This window comes from Amycolatopsis sp. FBCC-B4732, assembly GCF_023008405.1.
GTDB classification, from domain to species: domain Bacteria; phylum Actinomycetota; class Actinomycetes; order Mycobacteriales; family Pseudonocardiaceae; genus Amycolatopsis; species Amycolatopsis pretoriensis_A.
The window spans coordinates 1,108,932-1,130,488 of record NZ_CP095376.1 but is presented as its reverse complement, the minus strand read 5'-3'; the positions used below and the strand labels follow the sequence as shown (position 1 = coordinate 1,130,488).

General features: G+C 73.1%; 23 protein-coding genes. 7 read left to right on the top strand and 16 right to left on the bottom strand.

Annotated elements, in window-relative coordinates:
• The first annotated feature begins 19 nt into the window (after positions 1-19).
• The gene (locus MUY14_RS04465) at positions 20-1,051 is read left to right on the top strand and encodes a TRM11 family methyltransferase (RefSeq protein WP_247021081.1); all 1,032 of its coding nucleotides are present in this window, start codon (positions 20-22) and stop codon (positions 1,049-1,051) included.
• 31 nt (positions 1,052-1,082) lie between these two features.
• Here MUY14_RS04465 and MUY14_RS04460 read toward each other — a convergent pair whose 3' ends face one another.
• Both MUY14_RS04460 and MUY14_RS04455 read right to left on the bottom strand, forming a co-directional pair.
• Entirely contained in the window at positions 1,083-2,231 is a 1,149-nt protein-coding gene (locus MUY14_RS04460; protein ID WP_247021076.1) for a flotillin family protein, read from the bottom strand.
• A gap of 16 nt (positions 2,232-2,247) precedes the next feature.
• On the bottom strand, positions 2,248-2,478 hold the full coding sequence (locus MUY14_RS04455) for a hypothetical protein (RefSeq protein WP_247021075.1): 231 nt from the start codon (positions 2,476-2,478) through the stop codon (positions 2,248-2,250).
• Positions 2,479-2,645: 167 nt separating this feature from the next.
• Between MUY14_RS04455 and MUY14_RS04450 the strand changes: the two genes are divergently transcribed.
• The gene (locus MUY14_RS04450; protein ID WP_247021073.1) at positions 2,646-3,188 is read left to right on the top strand and encodes a TetR/AcrR family transcriptional regulator; all 543 of its coding nucleotides are present in this window, start codon (positions 2,646-2,648) and stop codon (positions 3,186-3,188) included.
• Positions 3,185-3,808, top strand: a complete 624-nt coding sequence (locus MUY14_RS04445; RefSeq protein WP_247021071.1) for a class I SAM-dependent methyltransferase — start codon at positions 3,185-3,187, stop codon at positions 3,806-3,808. Before MUY14_RS04450 ends, MUY14_RS04445 begins: the two co-directional genes overlap by 4 nt.
• On the opposite strand, the gene MUY14_RS04440 is transcribed toward MUY14_RS04445, so the two are convergent.
• From MUY14_RS04440 to rimP, 7 genes are all read right to left on the bottom strand, one after another.
• Complete coding sequence (locus MUY14_RS04440; RefSeq protein WP_247021068.1) at positions 3,800-4,618, bottom strand: alpha/beta hydrolase family protein; 819 nt, start codon at positions 4,616-4,618, stop codon at positions 3,800-3,802. The genes MUY14_RS04445 and MUY14_RS04440 overlap by 9 nt on opposite strands.
• Before the next feature lie 3 nt (positions 4,619-4,621).
• Positions 4,622-5,107: a 30S ribosome-binding factor RbfA gene (gene rbfA / locus MUY14_RS04435; RefSeq protein WP_247021066.1), complete on the bottom strand. Its 486-nt coding sequence runs from the start codon at positions 5,105-5,107 to the stop codon at positions 4,622-4,624.
• Between the two features lie 9 nt (positions 5,108-5,116).
• Positions 5,117-5,410, bottom strand: a complete 294-nt coding sequence (locus MUY14_RS04430; protein WP_155545954.1) for a DUF503 domain-containing protein — start codon at positions 5,408-5,410, stop codon at positions 5,117-5,119.
• A gap of 80 nt (positions 5,411-5,490) precedes the next feature.
• The gene (infB, locus tag MUY14_RS04425; protein WP_247021064.1) at positions 5,491-8,481 is read right to left on the bottom strand and encodes a translation initiation factor IF-2; all 2,991 of its coding nucleotides are present in this window, start codon (positions 8,479-8,481) and stop codon (positions 5,491-5,493) included.
• Between the two features lie 77 nt (positions 8,482-8,558).
• Positions 8,559-8,876 (bottom strand): YlxR family protein, encoded by a 318-nt coding sequence (locus MUY14_RS04420; RefSeq protein ID WP_247021062.1) that lies wholly within the window; start codon positions 8,874-8,876, stop codon positions 8,559-8,561.
• A gap of 77 nt (positions 8,877-8,953) precedes the next feature.
• The gene (nusA, locus tag MUY14_RS04415; protein ID WP_247021060.1) at positions 8,954-10,000 is read right to left on the bottom strand and encodes a transcription termination factor NusA; all 1,047 of its coding nucleotides are present in this window, start codon (positions 9,998-10,000) and stop codon (positions 8,954-8,956) included.
• On the bottom strand, positions 9,997-10,530 hold the full coding sequence (gene rimP / locus MUY14_RS04410) for a ribosome maturation factor RimP (protein ID WP_247021058.1): 534 nt from the start codon (positions 10,528-10,530) through the stop codon (positions 9,997-9,999). Before rimP ends, nusA begins: the two co-directional genes overlap by 4 nt.
• Positions 10,531-10,648: 118 nt before the next feature.
• Between rimP and MUY14_RS04405 the strand changes: the two genes are divergently transcribed.
• Positions 10,649-11,578 (top strand): ferritin-like domain-containing protein, encoded by a 930-nt coding sequence (locus MUY14_RS04405; RefSeq protein WP_247021056.1) that lies wholly within the window; start codon positions 10,649-10,651, stop codon positions 11,576-11,578.
• 4 nt (positions 11,579-11,582) lie between these two features.
• Here the strand turns inward: MUY14_RS04405 and MUY14_RS04400 are convergent, their stop codons facing one another.
• The 5 genes from MUY14_RS04400 to MUY14_RS04380 form a co-directional block, all read right to left on the bottom strand.
• Positions 11,583-12,203 (bottom strand): hypothetical protein, encoded by a 621-nt coding sequence (locus MUY14_RS04400; protein ID WP_247025050.1) that lies wholly within the window; start codon positions 12,201-12,203, stop codon positions 11,583-11,585.
• Between the two features lie 88 nt (positions 12,204-12,291).
• Positions 12,292-13,305 carry an aminotransferase class V-fold PLP-dependent enzyme gene (locus MUY14_RS04395; protein WP_247021054.1) on the bottom strand — a complete coding sequence of 338 codons (1,014 nt, stop codon included), beginning with the start codon at positions 13,303-13,305 and terminating at the stop codon, positions 12,292-12,294.
• 32 nt (positions 13,306-13,337) lie between these two features.
• Positions 13,338-14,102 (bottom strand): isocitrate lyase/phosphoenolpyruvate mutase family protein, encoded by a 765-nt coding sequence (locus MUY14_RS04390; RefSeq protein WP_247021052.1) that lies wholly within the window; start codon positions 14,100-14,102, stop codon positions 13,338-13,340.
• 9 nt (positions 14,103-14,111) lie between these two features.
• Positions 14,112-15,584: a PH domain-containing protein gene (locus tag MUY14_RS04385; protein WP_247021050.1), complete on the bottom strand. Its 1,473-nt coding sequence runs from the start codon at positions 15,582-15,584 to the stop codon at positions 14,112-14,114.
• Entirely contained in the window at positions 15,581-16,078 is a 498-nt protein-coding gene (locus MUY14_RS04380) for a PH domain-containing protein (protein ID WP_396126730.1), read from the bottom strand. The genes MUY14_RS04385 and MUY14_RS04380 overlap by 4 nt, the downstream gene beginning before the upstream one ends.
• A gap of 91 nt (positions 16,079-16,169) precedes the next feature.
• Between MUY14_RS04380 and MUY14_RS04375 the strand changes: the two genes are divergently transcribed.
• Positions 16,170-16,766, top strand: a complete 597-nt coding sequence (locus tag MUY14_RS04375) for a TetR/AcrR family transcriptional regulator (RefSeq protein ID WP_247021046.1) — start codon at positions 16,170-16,172, stop codon at positions 16,764-16,766.
• Between the two features lie 513 nt (positions 16,767-17,279).
• Here MUY14_RS04375 and MUY14_RS04370 read toward each other — a convergent pair.
• Complete coding sequence (locus MUY14_RS04370) at positions 17,280-17,933, bottom strand: GPP34 family phosphoprotein (protein WP_247021044.1); 654 nt, start codon at positions 17,931-17,933, stop codon at positions 17,280-17,282.
• A gap of 11 nt (positions 17,934-17,944) precedes the next feature.
• On the bottom strand, positions 17,945-19,387 hold the full coding sequence (locus MUY14_RS04365; protein WP_247021042.1) for a glycosyltransferase family 39 protein: 1,443 nt from the start codon (positions 19,385-19,387) through the stop codon (positions 17,945-17,947).
• A gap of 171 nt (positions 19,388-19,558) precedes the next feature.
• On the opposite strand from MUY14_RS04365, the gene MUY14_RS04360 reads away from it, so the two are divergent.
• Positions 19,559-20,797: a sensor histidine kinase gene (locus tag MUY14_RS04360; RefSeq protein WP_247021040.1), complete on the top strand. Its 1,239-nt coding sequence runs from the start codon at positions 19,559-19,561 to the stop codon at positions 20,795-20,797.
• Positions 20,772-21,422, top strand: coding sequence for a response regulator transcription factor (locus MUY14_RS04355; protein ID WP_247021037.1), 651 nt, complete (start codon positions 20,772-20,774; stop codon positions 21,420-21,422). Before MUY14_RS04360 ends, MUY14_RS04355 begins: the two co-directional genes overlap by 26 nt.
• Positions 21,423-21,557 lie beyond the last annotated feature (135 nt).

Sequence of the window (21,557 nt, the reverse complement as noted above, 5' to 3'; positions counted from 1 at the left end):
TCACGCTACGCTCTGCGGGATGCCTGAGTACGCGATGCTGGTCTACCCGTCGGCCAACCGGGTCTACGCCGCCTCCTCCACCGCCCTGTTGCGCGCCGAGCTGGCGGTCTTCGGCGCGGCCTTGGCCGCCGAACTGTCCGCGATCGACGAGGTCGAACTCGGCGGCGTGGGGTACGTGCGCTTCACGAGTTCGTCCCCGCTGGCCGGGCGCGACCTCGCGCTGCTGTCCAACCTGTCCTCGTTGTACGCGCTGTTCGAGCTGGGCGACGGGGTCCTGCGCCCAGTCACCGTGACACCGCTGGCGAAGGCGGACTCGGACCTGCTGACGATCCAGAAGTACGCGGGCAAGACCAACGAGCTGTTCACGAAGCTGCTGGTGAACGTGACGCTGATGGCGACGGCCGACCCGTTTTCCGCGAAGGCGAAGTACCTGCTGGACCCGCTGTGCGGCCGCGGCACGACGCTGAACCAGGCGATGATGTACGGCCTGCACGCCACCGGCCTGGACGTCGACGGCAAGGACTTCGAGGCGTACGAGGCGTTCATCAAGACGTGGCTGCGGAACAAGCGCGTGAAGCACACCGCGGAGTCGGGCCAGCTGCGCCGGAACAAGGTCCGCCTCGGCCGGCGGCTCGACATCGAGTACGCGCTGTCCAAGGAGGAGTACAAGGCCGGCGACACCCGGCGGCTCGTGTACCTGAACGCGGACACGCTGACCACCGACGAGGCGCTGCGGGCGAACTCGTTCGACGTGATCGTGACCGACGCGCCGTACGGCGTGCAGCACGGGAGCCACCGCGAAGCGGGCCTGCAGCGAAGCCCGCGCGACCTCCTGGCGGCCGCGGTCCCGGTGTGGACCCGGGTGCTGCGCCCGGGCGGCGCGCTGGGGATCTCGTGGAACACCACGGTGCTGCCGCGCGAAGAGCTGGTCGAGGTGCTGCGGAAGGCCGGCCTCGACGTCCGGGAGGGCGGCCCGTGGGAGGAGTTCGCCCACCGGGTCGACCAGGCCATCCTGCGCGACCTGGTCGTCGCGGTGAAACCCGCCTCCTGAGCCGAAAAGCATCCTGAGTCGACAAAGCGCCTCAGGACTGCGTGAGCTCGGCCGGCTTCGGCACCTGACCGTTCTCCTCGGGAGCCGCCGGCGTCGACGGTGACGGGCTCAGGCCGCGCTTCACCGAGTCCAAGATGGACAGTCCCTGGCCGACGAGTCCCGCGGCCATCTCGCCCAGGCCGTCCGCGCCGTTGAGGATGTTGACGTTCGCGCCGGACAGCCCGCGGCCCGCTTCCTTGACGATCTGCGGCAGCTGGTCGATGAGCATCCGGTCGAGCGCGACCCGGTTGTTCGACGCCGCCGCCTCCGCCTGTACGCGCATCTTCTCCGCCTCGGCCAGCGCCAGGATGCGGATCCGCTCGGCTTCGGCGCCGGCGGGCTTGATGACCTCGGCCACCAGCTGCTGCTGGCGCAGCTCCGCCTCGCGCTGCGCCAGCTCGGTGCGCGCGTCGATGACCTCCTGCTGCGCCCGCGCCTGCGCGAGCGGGCCGGCCTGCGCCGCCTCCGCTTGCGCCTTGTCGACCTCGGCGCGGTACTGCGCCTGCACGATCGACGTCTGCCGCGCGTACTCCGCCTGCGTCCGCTGGGACTTCTGCTCCGCCTCCGCCGCGGCCTGGTTCGCCACCGCCTGCGCGATCTGGGCGTCCCGCTGGATGGCGGCGTTGTGCGGGGCGGCCATCGCGGCGATGTAGCCGAGCTTCATGTCGTCGATCGACTGGATCTGCAGCGCGTCGACGCTGAGCCCGATCTTCGCCATCTCGACCGCCGAGCCGTCCAGCACCTCGGTCGCGAGCTTCTGCCGCTCGGTGATGATCTCCTCGACCGTCATCGACCCGATGATGGACCGCAGGTGCCCGGCGAAAATCCGGCCGGTCAGCACGGACATCTGGTCCTGGTCGGAGAGGAAGCGCTGCCCGGCGTTGACGATGCTCTCGGTGTCGTTGCCGACCTTGAACGCGATCACCGCCCGGACCGTCAGCGCGATGGCCTGTTTCGTGACGCACACTTCGGTCACTTCGGCCTCGCACATGGAAAGCGTGAGGAACCGGACTTTCCGGAAGACCGGCATGACGAACGCGCCGTGGCCGGTGACGACCCGGAACGGCGAGGTGCCCTGGCTGTGCTTGCCCCCGGAGATGAGCATCGCCTCGTTGGGGGCCGGAACGCGATAACCGAACACGGCTGTCCTTCCGCGATCACTGAGAAGCAGGATCCGAGGCGTCCCACGCCACGACGTCGACCGTGCGCCGTCCCCGGGTTTCCACGACCAGGACGGTCGTGCCCTTCGGCAGCTCCGTGTCGGACCAGGCAAGGAAGGTTTCCAGGCCGCCCCTGATCCTGATCAGCACCTCCCCTGGGCCCCGCTGCCCGCGGGTGCCGACGAGGAGGACTCCGGTCCGGCCCGCCGGGGAGAGGTCGGAGTGCATGGCGCCGACCTCCCTCGCTGACCGCCTCGGTGCGGGTTGCGCCCCCGCTGAACCCCATTGTGCTCCTGGCCGCCACCGGCGGTGGGCACTGTGAGGTTCCGATCAGGAGGCAACCGGGCAGCCCGCTCGGGCGTGTACTGACGTCCGGCTTGGCTATACTCCGGAGCGTGACCGTCGGCGAGCGTCCCCTGCGCGCGGACGCGCGGCGCAACCGGGAGGCCCTGGTCGCCGCCGCGCGGGAAGTCTTCGGGGCCAAGGGCGTCGACGCCCCGCTCGACGAAGTCGCGAGGCGGGCCGAGGTCGCCATCGGGACCCTCTACAACCGGTTCCCCACCCGGGCCGACCTCGTCGAGGCCGCCTTCCTCCCGACGCTCGAAGAAGCCGAAGCCATCACCGAAGAAGCGCTCCGGTGCGCCGATCCCTGGGACGGCTTCGTGCTCCTGCTCGAACGCTGCGTGCTCATGCAGGTCGCCGACCGCGGGTTCACCGAGGTGTGCTCGCGGGCGTTCGACCCGGCCTCGGGGATCGAGAAAGCCAAGCACGCCAACGCTTCCCGGATGAACCGGATCATCGAACGGGCGCAGGAGGCCGGGGCGCTGCGCACGGACTTCCGCGGGCCCGACCTCGCCATCGTCTTCGCCGCGGCGACCGCCACCCCGGATTGGCGGCGGGCGCTCGGCATGGTCCTCGACGGGCTGCGCGCGCGGTGAGCTGGCTCGCGGACACCCGCACCTCCTACGACACCGTCGCCGAGAGCTACGCCGAGTTCGTGGCCGGCGCCCTCGAAGAGCAGCCGTACCTCAAGGCCGCCCTGACGCTGTTCGCCGCGGAGGTCGACGGGCCGGCGGTGGACGTCGGCTGCGGGCCGGGGCACTTCACGGCGTACCTGGCCTCGCTCGGCGTCGACGCGTCCGGCGTCGACCTCTCCCCGGCGATGGTCGGGCTGGCCCGGCGGGCGCACCCGGAGCTGGCGTTCGAAGTGGGCTCGATGACGGACCTGGCGCTGCCCGACGCGTCGGTGGCGGGCGTGCTCGCGTCCTGGTCGCTGATCCACGTCCCGGACGACGACGTCCCGGTGGCGCTGGGGCACTTCCGGCGCGTGCTGCGCGCGGGCGGGCTGCTGGTGATCGGGTACCACGTCGGCGCCGGGACCCGGCTGAAGACCGAGGGCTACGGCGGGCACCCGATGCGCGTCCACATCCACCTCCGGCAGCCGTGGTGGCTGGCGAGGCGGGTGCGCGCGGCCGGGTTCACGGTCGAGGCCGAGTGGTCGCTGAACCCGGAAAACAAGGTGTCGCAAGCGATTCTGTTCGCCCGCGCGTCAGCGTAGCCGCTGTCCCACGAAATCCAGGACGTCCGGCAGGATCCCGCGCCAGTACTCGTCCTTGTGCCCGCCCGGCGAAAAATTCGACACCGCGGGCGAAACGGCTTTCACCAGCTTCCTGTCCGCGCCCAGGAACGGATCCGACTCGCCGCACCAGACGCCGAGCGCGGGCGCGCGGAGATCCGCCGTGTGCAGCAAGGGTTCTTCCGCGCGCCAGTTGTCCTCACCGGAGAACACCTTGCGGCTGCGGGCATCGGGCCAGTCCACGAACAGGGCCGCGCTCGCCGTCGCCACCGCCTTCAGGTCGGGGTGGTCGCGGGCGAACCGCAGCGCGCCGAAGCCGCCCATCGAGATGCCGAACACCGCCGAGGCCGGGAGCAGGTCGCGGCCCGTCAGCCAGGCCGGGACCTCCTCGGTCAGCATCCGCTGCGGATCGTCGCCTTCGCCGACGTCGACCCAGTAGTGGTCACCGTCGACGGCCGCGATCGCGAACGGCGGGGTGCCGGCGCGGACCGCCGCCGTCAGCAGGTCCGGGACACCGAGGGAGAGGAACGTGCGGGCCTGCGCGCCGCGGCCGTGCAGGGCCAGGCACACCGGCAGCCCCGACGCCGGGACCCCGGCCGGGGTGATCAGCACCAGGTCGACGTCCGTGCCGCGGGCGTTCGACCGCATGCGCTGCACGGTCACCGGGTCGCGCAGCACGGACGGGCGGGTCGGGACGGGCACCGCGGCCGGACCGGGCGGGGGTGCGGACGGCGAGCAGCCCGCCAGCAGCGCGAGTGCGCTGCCGGCGAGCAGGGTGCGGCGGGAAAGCACGGGTCAGCCCCGGCTCTCCTCTTCCGCGAACTCGTCGTCTTCGGCGTCTTCGTTCTCTTCGCGAGGCGCCTTGTACGGGTCGGCCTCGCCGGCGTGCTGGGCGCCGGTCGCGCGGCGGGCGACCTCCGCGTCGGCCTCACGGGCCTTCGCGAGGAGGTCTTCGATCCGCTTCGACTCTTCCGGGATCGTGTCCGCGACGAACGTCAGCGTCGGCGTGTAGCGGACGCCGGTGCCCTGCCCGACCTTGGAGCGGAGCATCCCGCGCGCCGATTCGAGCGCGGCGGCGGCGCCTGCGAAGTCCGGGACGGAGTCCAGCTTCTCGCCGAGCACCGTGTAGTACACCGTGGCGTCGTGCAGGTCGCCGGTGACTTTCGTGTCCGTGATGGTCACGTAGTCCAGCCGGGCGTCCTTGACCTCGTGCTCGATCGCGGACGCCACGATCTGCGAGATCCGCTTGGCGAGCTTGCGAGCCCGAGCAGGATCAGCCATGTCTTTCTCCTAGTCTTCTGGACCGAGCAGCCGGCGGCGGGCGGTGAGCAGCTCGAACTCCGGCCGGCTCGCCACGTACCGCTCACACGAGTCGAGCACGTCACGCACGTGCTCGCCACCTTCGGCGACCACGGCCACCCCGATGAGGGTCCGGCGGTGCAGGTCGGTGTGCCCGGCTTCGGCCACCGAAACGGCGAAGCGCTTGCGCACCTCGGCCAGCACCGGACGGACCACGGATCGCTTCTGCTTCAGCGAATGGACGTCGCCGAGCAGGATGTCGAGCTCAAGGGCTCCGACGAACATAGGCAGTTTTGAGGTGGTGTCGTAGGGATGGGAAGACCCCGGGTGTGCGGTGCGAAACCGCACACCCGGGGACTCACGCGTTACGCGCGGGGCTTCTCGCGCTGCTCGTACGTCTCGATCGAGTCGCCGACCTTGAGGTCGCCGTACGAACCGAGCGTCAGACCGCACTCGTAGCCTTCGCGGACCTCGACCACGTCGTCCTTGAACCGCCGCAGCGAGCTGATCGGCAGGTTCTCCGCGACGACGGTGCCGTCGCGCAGGAGACGGGCCCGGGCGTTGCGCCGGATCTCGCCGGACATGACCAGGCAACCCGCGATCGTGCCGATCTTGGAGGACTTGAAGACCTCGCGAACCTCCGCGCGGCCCAGCTCGACCTCTTCGTACTCCGGCTTGAGCATGCCCTTGAGGGCCTGCTCGATCTCGTCGATCGCCTGGTAGATGACCGTGTAGTACCGGACGTCGACGCCCTCGCGGGTGGCCCGCTCGGTCGCCTTGCCCTGGGCGCGGACGTTGAACCCGAGGACGATCGCGTCGGACGCGGTCGCCAGGTCGATGTCCGACTCGGTCACGCCACCGACACCGCGGTGGACCACGTTCAGCTCGACCTCGTCGCCGACGTCCAGCTGGAGCAGCGAGGCTTCGAGGGCCTCGACCGTACCCGAGTTGTCACCCTTGATGATCAGGTTGAGGCTGTTCGTCTCCTTCAAGGCGGAGTCGAGGTCCTCGAGGCTGACCCGCTTGCGGCGCGACGCGTTGAGCGCGTTGCGCGTACGAGCGGCGCGGCGCTCGGCGATCTGCCGGGCGACGCGGTCCTCGTCGACCACCAGGAAGGTGTCGCCCGCACCCGGCACCGAGGTGAACCCGATGACCTGGACGGGACGCGACGGCAGCGCCTCGGTCACGTCGACGTTGTGCTCGTCGACCATCCGGCGGACGCGGCCGTAGGCGTCACCCGCCACGACCGAGTCACCGACGCGCAGCGTGCCGCGCTGGACCAGGACGGTGGCCACCGGGCCGCGGCCGCGGTCGAGGTGCGCCTCGATCGCGACACCCTGGGCCTCCATGTCCGGGTTGGCCCGGAGGTCCAGAGCGGCGTCGGCGGTCAGCAGGATCGCCTCGAGCAGGCCGTCGATGTTGATGTTCTGCCGCGCGGAGATCTCGACGAACATCGTGTCGCCGCCGTACTCCTCGGCGACCAGGCCGTACTCGGTCAGCTGCTGCCGGATCTTGTCCGGGTTCGCGCCTTCCTTGTCGATCTTGTTGATCGCGACCACGATCGGGGCCTTGGCGGCCTGCGCGTGGTTGATCGCCTCGACCGTCTGCGGCATCACACCGTCGTCGGCCGCCACCACGATCACCGCGATGTCGGTCGAGTTGGCACCACGGGCACGCATGGCGGTGAACGCCTCGTGACCCGGGGTGTCGATGAAGGTGATCAGGCGCGGGTTGCCCTCGAGCTCGGTCTCGATCTGGTACGCACCGATGTGCTGCGTGATGCCGCCGGCCTCGCTCTCGCGGACCTTCGTCTTCCGGATCGTGTCGAGCAGTCGGGTCTTACCGTGGTCGACGTGACCCATGATGGTCACGACCGGCGGCCTGACCTGCAGATCCTCTTCGCCACCGGCGTCGTCGCCGTAGGTGATGTCGAAGGTCTCCAGCAGCTCGCGGTCTTCTTCCTCGGGGCTGACGACCTGAACCGTGTAGTTCATTTCGCCGCCGAGCAGCTCGAGGATGTCGTCCGACACGGACTGCGTCGCGGTGACCATCTCGCCGAGGTGGAAGAGCACCTGCACCAGCGAAGCCGGGTTGGCGTCGATCTTCTCGGCGAAGTCGGTCAGCGAAGCACCCCGCGGCAGCCGGATCGTCTCGCCCTGCCCCTTGGGCAAGCGGACGCCGCCGACGCTGGGCGCCTGCATGTTGTCCATGTACTCCTGGCGCTTCTGCCGCTTCGACTTGCGACCCTTGCGCGAGGGACCACCCGGGCGCCCGAAGGCACCCGCCGTGCCGCCACGGCCACCGGGGCCGCCACGGCCACCGCCGCCGCCACGGAAACCGCCGCCGCCCGCCGGGGCACCGGTGCCGCCACCGCCACCCGGACGGAAGCCGCCGCCACCGCCACCGCCACCGGGGCCACCGCGGAAGCCACCGCCACCGCCGCCGCCACCGGGACCGCCGCGGAAACCGCCGCCGCCACCACCGGGACCGCCACGGGCACCGCCACCGGGGCCACCACGGGCACCGCCGCCGGGGCCACCACGAGCGCCACCACCGGGACCGGCGGGACGCTGCGTGCGGCCCGGCATCATGCCGGGGTTCGGCCGCGGGGGCATGTTGCCCGGGCTCGGCCGGTTGCCACCGGCGCCGCCACCGGGCCGCGGGGCCGGGCGGTCACCCGAGCCCTGGCCGCCACCGGGCCGCGGCGGACGGTTGTCGCCGCCCTGGCCGGGGCCGCCACCGGGGCGAGGGCCCTGCGGGCGCGGCGGAGCGCCGGAACCGACGCCGAAGGGGTTGTTGCCGACCCGCGGAGTGCGCGGACCGGGCTTGGGGCCGCCGGGCTTGGGGCCCTGCGGCTTCGGCGGGACGACCGAGCCGGTGCCCGGTGCGGGCGGCGCGGCGGGGGTGTCCTGCTGGGGCGCGGCAGGGGCTTCGGCCTTCGCGGCCGGGACCTGCTGCTGGGGTGCGGGCGTCGCCGGGCGCGGGCCGGGCCGCGGACCGGGGCGCTGCCCCGGCGAGGCCGGCTTCGACGCCGCGGGCGCCTGCTGCTGGGGCGCGGCCGGAGCCGACGCGGCCGGAGCCGGAGCCTCCTTGGCCGCCGGAGCCTGCTGGGCAGGCGCGGGGGGCTTCGGGGCGGCGGGCTTGGCCGGCGGGCCGGGGCGCGCCGACGGGCCCGGGGTGGGCTTCTTGGCGCCCTTGGGGGCGTACGCGTCGCGGAGACGGCGGGCGACGGGCGCCTCGACCGTGGATGACGCGGACTTGACGAACTCGCCCTGTTCCTTCAACTTCGCGAGAACGTCCTTGCTGGTGATGCCGAGCTCCTTCGCGAGCTCGTGTACGCGGGCCTTGCCTGGCACAACTCTCCTCATCTAGGGGAGGCCAGGCGGATACCCGCTGACCTCGTCCTTATTGTCTGACGCTCATGGCTTCAGCTTCACGGCTGACTCATGACGGGTCGACCTGCTTCCTTGATTCCTCGCGAACCCGGGAGCATCCCGGTTTCGTGGTGCGGAGTGATGAGCCCGACGTGCTCGCGGACCTCGCGGGCGTCGAGCGCCCCCGTCGCCCGCAGGGCTCTGGGGAAGGCCCGCCGCCGTTCGGCCTTGGCCAGGCAGTCCGGGTCGGGGTGCAGCCAAGCCCCCCGGCCCGGCAGCCGCCGACGTTCGTCGACGACCACCCGCCCGGCCACCGCGACCACGCGCAGCAGCTCACCGATCAAGGCCCGCCGCTTGCAGCCGACACAAGTCCGCACCGGGGAAATCCGGTGGGGCTGGTGCTCGGCTACCCGCCGCGGGCGTTGAACCACTCCTGAGTCTAGCGCTTCGACCTTCACTCAGCCGAACCGGTTGTCGCGGCGGGCCGCGTCGGACCGGCGTGGTCTTGATCACCCTCGTCGTCGGCCGGTGCGGCATCGCTGCGGATGTCGATCCGCCAGCCGGTCAGACGGGCGGCAAGCCGGGCGTTCTGGCCCTCCTTGCCGATCGCCAGCGACAGCTGGAAGTCCGGCACCACGACGCGGGCGGTCTTCGCCCGCTCGTCCACCACTCGGACCGATACAACCTTCGCGGGCGACAGCGCATTCCCGACGAAGCGGGCCGGGTCCTCCGAGAAGTCGATGATGTCGATCTTCTCACCGGCCAGCTCGCTCATCACGTTGCGCACGCGCGCGCCGACCGGGCCGATGCAGGCGCCCTTGGCGTTGACGCCCGCCACGGTGGACTTGACCGCGATCTTCGTGCGGTGCCCCGGTTCGCGCGCGATGGCGGCGATCTCGACGGTCCCGTCGGCGATCTCCGGCACCTCGAGCGCGAACAGCTTGCGCACCAGGTTGGGGTGCGAGCGCGAGAGCGTGATCTGCGGGCCGCGGTTGCCGCGCGAAACGGTGACCACGTACGCCTTGATCCGGCTGCCGTGCTCGTAGGACTCCCCCGCGACCTGCTCGGCCGACGGCAGCACGCCCTCGGTGTCGCCCACCTGGACCACGACCATGCCGCGGGCGTTGGCGCGGGCGTCGCGCTGGATCACGCCGGCGACGATCTCGCCCTCCTTGGTGGAGAACTCGCCGAAGGTCTTCTCGTGCTCGGCGTCGCGCAGCCGCTGCAGGATGACCTGGCGCGCGGTGGTGGCGGCGATCCGGCCGAACCCCTCGGGGGTGTCGTCCCACTCCTCGTCGACCTGGCCGTCGTGGGTCAGCGTGTGCGCGAGCACGCGGACCAGGCCGCTCTTCTTGTCGATGTCGATGCGGGCGTGCGGCTGGTGCCCCTCGGTGTGCTTGTACGCGGTGAGCAAGGCCGTTTCGATGGCCTCGATCACCGTTTCGAAGGGGATGTCCTTGTCCCGTTCGATCGCCCGCAGCGCGGCGATGTCGACGTTCACTTCGACCCCTTCTCCGTCTCGGCGGCGATCATGCCGGACGCGTCGTCTTCGAGCAGTTTCAGGTCCTCGGCGGGCGGCTGCTTGAACTCGATCTCCACGACCGCCTTCGCCACGTCGGCGTAGCGGACGTCGCGGAACTTGCCGCCTTCGAGGACGCGGGCGGCGTCCGCGCCCGCGTGGCCGACCCGGCCGATGAAGGCCGTGCCGTCGGCCGGGGTGATCTTCACCAGCCGGTACCGCGCGCGCCGCCAGTGCCGGGCCTGGGTGAGCGGGCGGTCGAGCCCCGGTGAAGTGACCTCCAGCGTGTAGGCGCTCGCCAGCACGTGGTCGTTTTCGTCGAGCGCCGCCGACACCTTGCGGCTGACCTCGGCGACCTCGTCCAGCCCGACCCCGTCGTCGGCGTCGACGACGACCTTGACCAGCTGCCGCCGGCCGGCCTGCTGCACCTCGAACGAATCGAGGTCGAAACCCGCGGCGGTGACGGCTTCGGCCACTATCGGCTGGAGCCGGCTGGCGAGTTCTCCTGGCACGTGGGGGTCTCCTTGTTCGGACTGGGTGGTCGGGTCGGTGGTGGACCAGCTTATCCGGTCGCCCGCTCGGGCCGCGCGAGCGGCGGGGGCGGCCGGGGGCCTGGCAGGATGGGCCGACGTGACCGGAAGACCGACCGACCTGACCCGTCGTGCCGCCCTCCGCGCGGGGGCGCTGGCCGTGCTGGCCGTCCCGCTCGCCGCCTGCGGGCCCGGCTACGACGAAACCCCCGACCCGCTGCAGCCGCTGCTGGCCGCCGCCGACGCGGACGCCGCGGCCGCCAAGGCCCTCGCCAAGGGCGACGACGCCGCCGGGCAGCTCGCCGCCGCCCGTGCGGCGCACGCGGCCGCGCTCAAGTCCGAAGTGGACCGCTTGAACCGGCCGAAACCCTCGCCGTCGGCCGCCCCGCCCGCCCCGGCGGCGCTGGGCGACCTCAAGGACCGGCTGGCGGCGGCCCGCAAGCAGGCCGAAGACCTCGTCGGTGGCCTGCCGCGCTACCGCGCCGGGCTGGTCGCCGCGGTGGCGGCGGGCTGCGCGGCGCTGCAGCGCATCGACCCCGCGCTGGGCCCGGGCGAGGACGCGCCGAAGGTGGGCGTCGCACCCGGGGGCGCGGTGCCCGCGGAGGCGGTGGACCCGCTGCAGACCGCACTGGCCGCCGAGCACGCCGCCGTCTGGGTGTACGGCCTGGTCGGCGCGTTCCTGCCGGCCGACTTCGGCGACGGCGAGAAGAGCGGCGCGGCGGAGCACGCCCTGCGCCGGGACTACCTGCAGACGACGCTGGCGGCTTCGGGGGCGACCCCGGTCGCCCCCGAAGCCGCGTACGTGCCGAAGAACCCGGTGACGGACACGAAGTCGGCGTCCCAGGTCGTCGCGACGGCCGAAGCGGACTGCGCGTCGGCGTGGCTGGCGGTGGTGAACCACACCGACGACGCGGGCTTGCGGACGACAGCGCTGCACGCGCTGGTCGCCGCCTCCCGCCGCGGCACCCCGTGGCGTTCGGAGGCGGGCGAGAAGCCGACGGCGATCGCGATGCCCGGCCAGGCGAGCTGAAAGGTCAGGAGTGGAGGTCCGCCGACAGGCGCAGGGCGTCGTCGGCGATCTTCTCGATCAGGGCCTTGTCGGTGTGCTTCTCGTAGAAGTCGGCGAGCACGATCACCGTGTTCGTGCCGTCGACCTTCGAGGCGTACGCCGAGTTCTTGCCACTCAGGCTCGGGGTGCCGGTGCCGGCGAAGGTCTTGTCGCGCACCAGGTCCGTGACGTTGCCGGTGCCGTCCTGCTCGGTGAGCGCCTTGAGCGCCTTGGCCTTCGACGAGTCCGGCATGCCGACCACGACCACCGAGACCAGGGCCTTCTGCCCGCCCGTCTCGGTCGTGTACAGCGCGCGGACCAGCGACTGGCACGGGTTGTCCTGGAAGAACTCCTTGGTCTTGCCGTAGGACGTCGCCGGGCAGTCGTCCGAGCGCTCCGGCCCGGCGACTTTGGTGAACTGGTAGGCCCCCGTGCTCTGGGACGGCGGCTGCGCGACCGGCTCGTCCGGCGTCGAGTCGTGCCTGATCAGGAACCACAGCAGCCCGGCGACGACGGCGATCGCGACCAGCCCGGCGCCCCTGAGCAGCAGGGACCGGGTGTCGCGCGCCGGCGGCCCCGGCGCCGGGGGGCGGGGCTGCGGGGGCACCGCGCCCAGCGGGGCCGTGTCGGACGGGCCTGGGGTGAAACGAGCACCAACCACGGGGCCATACGGTAGTTCACCGTCCGCGCGGAGTTCACTCGAATGCGTGTAAAACGCGTTCGACGTCGTCAACGGTGTTGTAGAGGTGGAAGCCGACCCGCACCCGGCCGCCGCGGACGCTCGCCGCGATCCCGGCCGAGGCCAGCCGCCCGGGATCGGCGTCGAGCGACACGATCGCGGTGCCGCGCGGGGGCAGTCCGAGCTTCTCCAGCAGCGCGTCGGCGAGCCCGGTGTTGTGCGCGCGGACCTGCGCCAAGTCCACCCCATCGAGGTACTCCAGCGCCGCCGCGGCGCCGACCTGGGCCAGCCACACCGGCGAGAGGTCGAACGCCCGCGCGTCGCCGGCCAGGCGCAGCGGAAGGCCGTAGACGGTCGTCCACGGGTCCTCCCCCGCGTACCAGTTCGCCGCGACCGGCCGGGTGCGCTCGTGCGCGTCCGGCCGCACGTAGAGCCACGCGCTGCCGCGGGGCGAAAGCAGCCACTTGTACCCCGCCGCGACCACCCAGTCGGCCCAGGCGACGTCCAGGGGCAGCCAGCCCACCGCCTGCGTGGCGTCCAGCAGCACCGCCGCCCCGGCGGCCTCGGCCGCCGCGCGCAGGGCCGGGAGGTCGGCGATCCGGCCGTCGGCGGACTGGACGACACTCACCGCCACGACGTCGTGGCCCTCGACCCGCCCGGCCAGCCGCTCCAGCGGCACTTCGGTCACCGTGACGCCCGGGTTCGCCGCGAACGGGAACGTGACGCTGGTGAAGTCGCCCTCGGCGGCGAGGACGCGGGTGCCGGCGGGCAAGGCCGCGGCGACGTTCGCGACGAGCTGCGAAGCCGACGCCCCGATCGCGACCCGCTCGGCGTCGACGCCGAGCAGCCGCGCGAACCCGGCCCGCGAGCGCGCGACGTACGGGTCGAACTCGCCGGGCCGGGTCGCGCCGGTCCGCCACCGTTCGACCGACTCCGCGACGGCTTCGGCCACCGGCGCGGGCGGGATGCCCACGCTGGGCGTGTTCAGGTAGCCGGGAGGGACGGCGAAGTCGGTTCCGAAGGCACGCATGCCTCCGACTCAAGCAGACCGGGGCAAGCCGATTACGGCAGCAGCGCGGTGACCTCGGCGTAGGACGGCGGGCTCAGCGGCAGGTCACGGCCGTCGCGCACGGCCAGCGCGGTTTCGGCGGCGGCCGCGAGGGCCATCCGGTACGGCAGCGAGCCGAGGCTGATCCGCGCGACGCCCAGCTCGGCCAGCCCGGCCACGGTGACCTTCCCGGGCAGGAACAACAGGTTGAGCGGGAGCCCGGCGCCGACGATCCGCTCGACGTCCGCCGGCTCGGCGAGGCCGGGCACGAACACGCCGTCCGCGCCCGCGGCCGCGTACGCCCGCACCCGCCGCTCGGCTTCGGCGATCGAGCGATCGCCCGCCCAGTGCGTGTCGGTCCGCGCGTTGACGAACAGCTCCGGCACGCGCTCCTTCACCGCCGTGACCAGCGCGCACTGGACATCGACCGGCGCCAGGGAGCCGTCCGCGCGGCCGTCTTCGAGGTTGACGCCGACGGCACCGGCGGCGGCCAGTTCTCCGGCCAGGTCGGCGACCGCCGCCGGGTCCGCGCTGAAACCGTCGGCGATGTCGACGCTCACCAGCGCGTCCAGCCGGGTCAGCCGGGCGGCGAGGGCGACCGTCGCGCCCCGCGTCGACGGCGCGCCGTCCGGTTCCCCCGCCGCCGCGGAGACGCCGAGGCTCGTCGTGCCGAGCGCGCGGAAGCCCTGCGCGGCGAGGAACGCGCCGACGCCGAACTCCCACGCGTTCGGCAGCAGCAGCGGGGACCCGGGGACGTGCAGGGCACGGAATTCGTCCATGCCCCGAACCTAGGTCCGCGACGCTTCGGCGGGTACCGAAGCGAACGGCGTGAGGATCCCCGGCACGGCCGCCGCCGCGAACTCGAGCCCTTCGCCGGCGTCCGCGTCGAGGATCGAGTAGGCGCCGGTGCCTGCCGCCGTGGTCGCGGTGAAGGTCGCGAGCCCGCGGCGGCGCTGGAACACCGACTGCTTCACGGTCCAGCCGATCACCCCGTCCCGCGCCAGGACGGCCGTGCCGCGCCGGACCGTGCCCGCGCGCAGCACCAGGTAGCGGTCGCGCGAACCGTGCCCGAGGCCGCGGTAGGCGTCCAGGGCCAGCAGGACCGCGACCGGCAGCGCGACGACGGCGAGGGCCCCGCCCAGCACGAGCAGGACGTCGGTCAGCAGCGCGCCGAGCACCAGCAGGACCAGCACCGGCACCAGCGCGGTCAGCAGGGCCCAGCGCAGCCGGCGGCCACGGGCGGCCCGCGGGTGCGCCACCAGCGGGACGTCCGCGACGGGCTCGCCCAGCACCCTCGCGGCGACGTCGACGGCCACCGCCCGCGGTGCTGCCGGCAGCAGCGTCTTGGATTCGGACTTGTCGTCGTCGCGCTTCACGCCGGTGGCGATGGCGTCGACGCGTGCGGCGCCGGCGAGCCGGGCCCCGAGCGGCTCGACGAGCTCGACCCCGCGCAGGCGCCGCTCCTCGAGGGTGACCGACCGGGTCGTCAGCAGGCCGCGGCGGACGCGCAGGGTGCCGCCGGGTTCGCGGTCCAGCCGGTAGTGCCACCACATCTCGGCGAACAGGCCCGCGGCGCCGGCCACGCCGAGGACGACCGCCAGGACCAGCAGGAGCAGGACGCTGGCGGCGAGCGGGAGGTCGCCGAAGCGGTCCAGCAGCCAGTTCAGCAGGCCGCCGCCGGCCCCGAACCAGTCCGCGACCTTGAACAGCGCGCCGAACGCGGACAGGCCGAGCGCCGGCGCGACGAACGACACCGGCGCGTACCGGATCCAGCGCGGGTCGAGGCTCGCCAGCGAACCGTCGGTGGCCCCGGGGCTCTCAGTTGCGGTGCCGCGGTGGAGCAGCTCGGTGCGCAGGGCTTCGGCGTCCGCCCTGGCCAATGGGGCGAGGGTGAGGCCGCTCTGGCCGGACTTCTCGTGCTGTCCGGTGCCGACGGTCAGCACGGCGACGCCGAACGCGCGGTGCAGCGGGTTGGCCGTCAGGTCGGCGGTGCGGATCCGCTCGCGCGGCAGCGACTTGCGCGTGTGGGCGGCGAACCGGAACTCCAGTTCCAGGCGCTCGGGCGTGCAGCGGAACCGGGTGGCGCGCCAGCGGACGTAGTCGCCGAGCACGCCGAGGCCGACGAACAGGACGGCGGCCGGGACGAGCCACAGCGAGCGCGTCCCGATGGCGACCGGGATCCCCGCCGAGACGGCGATCCCCGCCGTGACGAGCGCGGTGACGCCGAGGGTGCGCCGGTCGAGCCGGCGCCACTCGCTCACGTCGCGTCCCCGGGCGTGGCTTCGGTGCGGTCGGTCAGCCGCTCGGCGACGTCCGCGGCGACCTGCGCGTCGAGCCCGCGGAGCTTGACCGCGCCGCGCGCCGACGCCGTGGTCACGGTGACCGTGGCGAGCCCGAAGCGCTGCTGCAGCGGCCCGCGCAGCGTGTCGACGGTCTGGACGCGCGAGAGCGGCGCCACCCGCCACTCCTGCCAGAGGAAGCCCGACCGGACGTAGACGGCGGTGCCGGTGACCTCCCAGCGGTGCAGGCCGAACCACCAGACCGGCAGGACGGCGCACCACGCGGCGCCGACCACCGCGAGCACGGCGGCCGGGCCGAGCAGCCAGAACGCGGCCGGCGGGATCAGCACGCCGAGCAGGACGAGGACCAGCACGGCCGGCCCGAACACGAGCGCCCACTGCGTGCGCCACCAGCCGATCGCGCGGCGATCGAGCGCGTTGCGCGGCGGCCTCAGCCGCACCACACCGTCAGACACGGATACCCCCGAGGTTGTTTTACAATGCGACCGCATCGTAACGGCGGACGCCGGGTCTTCGCAATGCGATCGCATGACAACGGGAGCGGACGTGCCGAAACAGGTGGACCACGAACAGCGCCGCGTGCAGATCGCGGAGGCGCTCCAGCGGCTGACCACGAGAGCCGGGCTGGAGGGCGTCAGCCTTCGCCACGTCGCCGCCGAAGCGGGCATGTCCATGGGATCGGTGCAGCACTACTTCAAGACCAAGGACGAAATGCTGCGGTTCGCCCTGGAGCACCGGCACAAGCTCCGCAGCGAGCGGATCACGGCGAAGGTGCTCGCCGAGGGACCGCCGACCCCGCGCTCGATCCTGCGCGCGTGCCTGGTCGAGGTCCTCCCGCGCGACCCGGACAGCGAGGGCGACTTCCTGATGGGCGTCGCGTACTTCATCCGCGCGGTCGCCGACCCGGCGATGTCGAAGGTGTTCGGCGAGGGCATGCCCGAACTGCTGGCGTTCTTCGCCGACCAGGTCCGCCAGGCCCAGGAAGCGGGCGACGTCCCGGCGTGGGCCGACCCCGCGACGGAGGCGGCGATCCTGTGGGCCCTCGCGGACTCGCAGGGCTCGGAAATCCTGATGGGACACCGAACACCGGCCGAAGCAGTGGCCACAGTGGACTACTACCTCGGCCGGCTGTTCACCGGCTGACGCCAGCGAGCCCCCTCGGCTCCCTGGCGTCAGCCGGCCCCCGCGGAGCGAAGCGCCGTGGAGGACGCCCGCACCGCAGCCCATCGCGCGGCGGCACCGCTGCGGTAGTGCGGCCGCTCCGGCCGCACTTCCGCCGCCATGCGGGCCGCATTCACTTGCGCGGCACCGGCTCCGCCGCTTCCCCGCGGCGGCACCGCTCAGCCGCCACCCGAGGCCGCCACGCGAACCCATCCCGGCAGCGGCACCGCTCTCCCGCGGCGGCACCGCCGGCCGCATCCGCCTCCCGCGGCGGCACCGCATTTACCTGCGCCGCACCGGCTCCGCCGCTTCCCCGCGGCGGCACCGCTCAGCCGCCACCCGAGGCCGCCACGCGAACCCATCCCGGCAGCGGCACCGCTCTCCCGCGGCGGCACCGCATTCACCTGCGCCGCACCGGCTCCGCCGCTTCCCCGCGGCGGCACCGCTCAGCCGCGACCACCGCCGGCCACATCCGCTTCCCCGCGGCGGCACCGCTCAGCCGCCACCCCCACCGCCGCCCGACGCCGCCGAGATCGCCGCCGCGCGGGCCGCGTTCACCTCGCGGATCACCTTGCGCAGGGCCGGGACCGCCGCGCCCGCCTGCTCCTCCAGCTGCGCGATCCGCGCCTTGTGCCGCCGCCGTTCCGCGCGCGGAAGCACCGCGCCCAGCTCGACCGCCGCGGCCAACGCCGTCAGAGCCGCCACCGCCGGGGGCACCTCGCCGGTGCTCCGCAGCGCCGACGCCACCTCGTCGTGCAGCGCGGCCGCCTCGGCGCGGTCGCGGACCTCCGGGCGGCGGCGCGGGAACAGCCCCAGCACCCGCGACGTCCGCAGCGTGATCACCCCGGCCGCGTCGAGCTGCGCTTCCAGGGATTCGAGCGTGCCACGGGCACCGCGGCGGACCCGGGCGCGCCACTTGCGGTGCGGGTCCGCGGCCAGCTCGACGAGCAGGTCGTCGAGCACCAGGTGCCCGGTGCCGCCGGCGCCGGTGACGACCGGGCGGCCGCCGTCGTCGGCGACCAGGCCGCGCAGCACCAGGTCCGTCAGTGCCGCCGCGCGGACCAGCAGCGCCACGCGCTCGCGGTCCGGCAGCCGGTCCCGCCGGGTGTCGCAGGCGAGCAGGTACGCCCGTGCGGGCAGGGAAAGCATCGTCGTTCTCCTCACTGCCGCTTCAGCGCGGGCCAGATGTCCCGCCACGGCGCCGTCCGGCCGTCGTATTCCCACAGCAGTCCGTCGACCACCGTCGTCTCGTGCGCGAAGTACGGCCGCAGCAGGCCGGGGTCGAAGCCCAGGAACAGCACCGCGTCGGCCGTTTCCGGCGGCGGCCCGAAGTACCAGTACCCGCGGTGTCCACTGTAGACACGGTGGATACCGGACGGCGGGCCGTAGAACTCCGTCACCGCCGCGAACGGGTAGATCTCGGCGTACACCGCGGTCCGCGCCCGGACGTCCGCGGGCAGGGCCGCGTACGCCTGCCCGACCGCCTTCGCCAGTTCCTGCTGCGGCAGCTCCCCCTGCGCGAACGTGCTGCCGAGCAGGAACGGCCCGTACGACGTCCGCGCCGTCGCCGGCCACACCGGCAGCGCGGCGAGCGTGACGACGGCCGACACCGCGAACACCGGCCACACCACCGCTTTCCACCACCGGACCAGGTTCCGCCTGCTGAGCTCGGTGGCCGCGGCCGCGAACGGCACCGCGTACAGCCCCATGACGTAGTTGGCTCGGCCGTGCATGACCAGCACGGCCACCGACACCACCAGCGCCGCGACGCCGAGGTACCGGTACGGCCGCAGTTCGGGCGAGCGCAGCAGCCGCCAGACCCCGTAGAGCAGCGCGAGCACGCCGGCCCCGACCCCGGCGCCGAGCAGCGCGTCCCGCGCGAAGCCGCCGTAGCCGGGGAATTCCGCCGCGACGACGTCACTCATGTGGGTGTACGGCCAGCCGTGGGTGGCCTGCCAGACCAGCGTCGGCAGCGTGGCCACGACCGCGATCGCGGCGCCCAGCCAGAGCTTCGGCCGGGTGAGCAGCTCCCGCGGGCCCAGCCACAGCGCGGCGAGCAGCACCGCCGCCCAGAGCGCGGGGATCAGGAACTTCGTCTCCAGCGACACCGCCGTCACGACGCCGGCCCAGACGAGCAGGCCGTCGCGGCGGGTGCGGGTCCAGCGGACCAGCAGCCACATGACGACCGTCCAGAGGAACGGGTCGAGCACGTAGGTGGCCAGCCAGTGGCTCGTGATGACGATGCCGGAGGTCGCGTAGCACGCGGCCGCCATCACCTGGGCGCTGCGGCCGCCGCCGAACTCGCGGGCGATCAGCGCCGTGACGACCACCCCGGCGGCCGCGGCCAGCGTCATCGGCAGGCGCAGCACGACGAGCGAGTCCGGCGCGAGCCAGTCCATCGCCGCCGCGAGCGCCGGGATGAGCGGTGGCTGGTCGAAATACCCCCAGTCCAGGTGATCTCGACCGGCCACCAGGAAGTAGAGCTCGTCGAACCCGCCGGCGTAGCGCCCGCTGGTCAGCAGCAGCGCGAGCCCGGCCAGTCCCGCGACCACGAGCACCGGGCCCGTGGCGAACGTCGTCTTCGGTCGCGTCAGGACAGTCATCGCTTCTTCCCCCCTTCGCCGTGGTGTCCCCAGTCCACCGGTTCGCCGGGACCCCGCGAAAGCGGACGAGGGTGGTGATCGCGGCGCCGAAGGTTGCGGGCTCCGGGGGCGGCCCGCAACTTTGGTTGTCATCCGGGCGCGGCGGGCTTGCGCGGCGGTTACCGTGACCGCGTGACCACCGCCCGGCGGCCGTTGTGGCCGAGCCGCTCCGACGCCTACTGGCTGTTCTTCGCCGCGTTCGCGTTCGCCGGGCTGAACGCGCTCTTCTTCGCGCTGGGCGACCGGACGTCGGGGGCGCTCGGCCCGGCGGCCGGGCTGGTCCTGCAGGTGGTCTGCGACTGCACGCTGGTGCTGTTGTTCCGGTTCCCGGTCCAAGTGTGCGCGTTCGTCACGGCGGCGGCGTTCGCGATGCTGGCGTCCGACCTGTTCGCACCCGGTCTGCTGGTGCCGGTCAACCCGCTCGCGCTGCTGACCGTCCCGACGATCGCCCCGGTGATCCTTTCGCAGGCGGCGCGGGTGCTGGACCGGCGGACCGTGCTGTGGGTCGCCGGGATCCTGGCCGTCGTGGCCGCGCGGCCGTGGACACCGAGCTGGGCGGTGACGCCGTTCGGGCTGCTCAGCACGGCGCTGCCGGCCCTGGTTTCGCTGTACTTCGAGGCGAGGCGCCAGCTGCTGCAGTCGCTGCGCGACCGCGCGGAACGAGCAGAACGCGAGCAGCACCTGCTCGCCGAGCAGGCCCGCGCGGAGGAACGGCGGCGCCTCGCGGGCGAGATGCACGACGTCGTCACGCACCGGCTCAGCCTGATGGTGCTGCACGCCGGCGCGCTGGGCGTGACGTCGGCCGAGCCGGCGGTCCGGACGGCGGCGGAGGACATCCGCCGCGAAGGCGCCCAAGCGCTCGACGAGCTGCGCGACCTGGTCGGCGTCCTGCGCAACGGCACGGAGGTCGTGGGCGCCCGGACGCTCAGCCCGGCCGAGCCTGGAGACCCGGCGCGGCTGGTGGAGGAGTCCCGTTCGGTCGGCGTGACGACGGAGCTGCTGGTGGACGGCGACCCGGCCCGGCTGTCCCCGACGGTCGCGCGCACGGCGTTCCGGCTGGTCCAGGAGGCACTGACGAACGTGCGCAAGCACGCACCGGGCGCGTCGGCGACGGTTTCCCTGCACTACCGCGAAGCCGGCCTGGACGTCTCGATCACCAACACGGCGGCGGCCCGCCCACCCGACCCGGCCCTGGCCAAGAGCGGCTCCGGAGCGGGCCTGGCGGGCCTGCGCCAGCGGGTGGAGCTGGTCGGCGGCCGCTTCGAGGCAGGCCCAGCCCCCGGCGGCGGCTTCCGGGTCGGTGCGATACTGCCCGCCTACGTACCGACGGCGGAAGGCACGCACTGTGATCCCGGTGCTCGTGGTCGATGACGAGCCGATGGTGTGCGCTCACCTGCGCACGATCCTGGGTTCGGCGGGCGACATCGAGGTGGTGGCACAGGCCGCCGACGGCGCGGAAGCGGTCGAGGCCGTGATCCGCCACCGGCCGCGCGTGGTGTTGATGGACCTGCGCATGCCGGGAGTGGACGGTCTCACGGCGATCGCCCGGATCACGGCCATGCCCGACCCGCCCGCGGTGGTGGCGCTGACGACGTTCGATGCGGACACGTACGTCATCCGGGCTCTGCGCGCGGGGGCGGCGGGGTTCTTGGTGAAGTCGACGCCGCCGGAGGATCTGATCGGCCTGGTCCGGGTGGCGGCGGACGGTCATACGGTGCTGTCACCGTCGGCGGCACGTCGGTTGGTGGCGTTGTCTTCGGACGGGCGTGAGCGTGGCGAGGATGCTCGGCGGCGGACTGCGGGGCTTACCGATCGGGAGCGCGATGTGCTGGCGTGCCTGGGTGAGGGACTGTCCAATGCGGACATCGCGGGCCGGTTGCATCTGGCCGAGGCCACGGTGAAGAGTTATGTGTCGCGGATGCTGGTGAAGCTGGAGTGCGCTAACCGGACGCAGGCGGGGTTGCTGGCCCATGAGGCTGGTTTGGTGGTCCGGTAAGCGTGTCGACTTCGTTGCGGGCGCGGTAGCCGGCCTGGTCGATGTGGCTCCTGGCGGTTGCGGGGATCGGCTGACGCGCACCCGCTGCGGGACCCTCGGCGATGACGGCGGCCGGTAGGTGCTCTGTCGACTGCG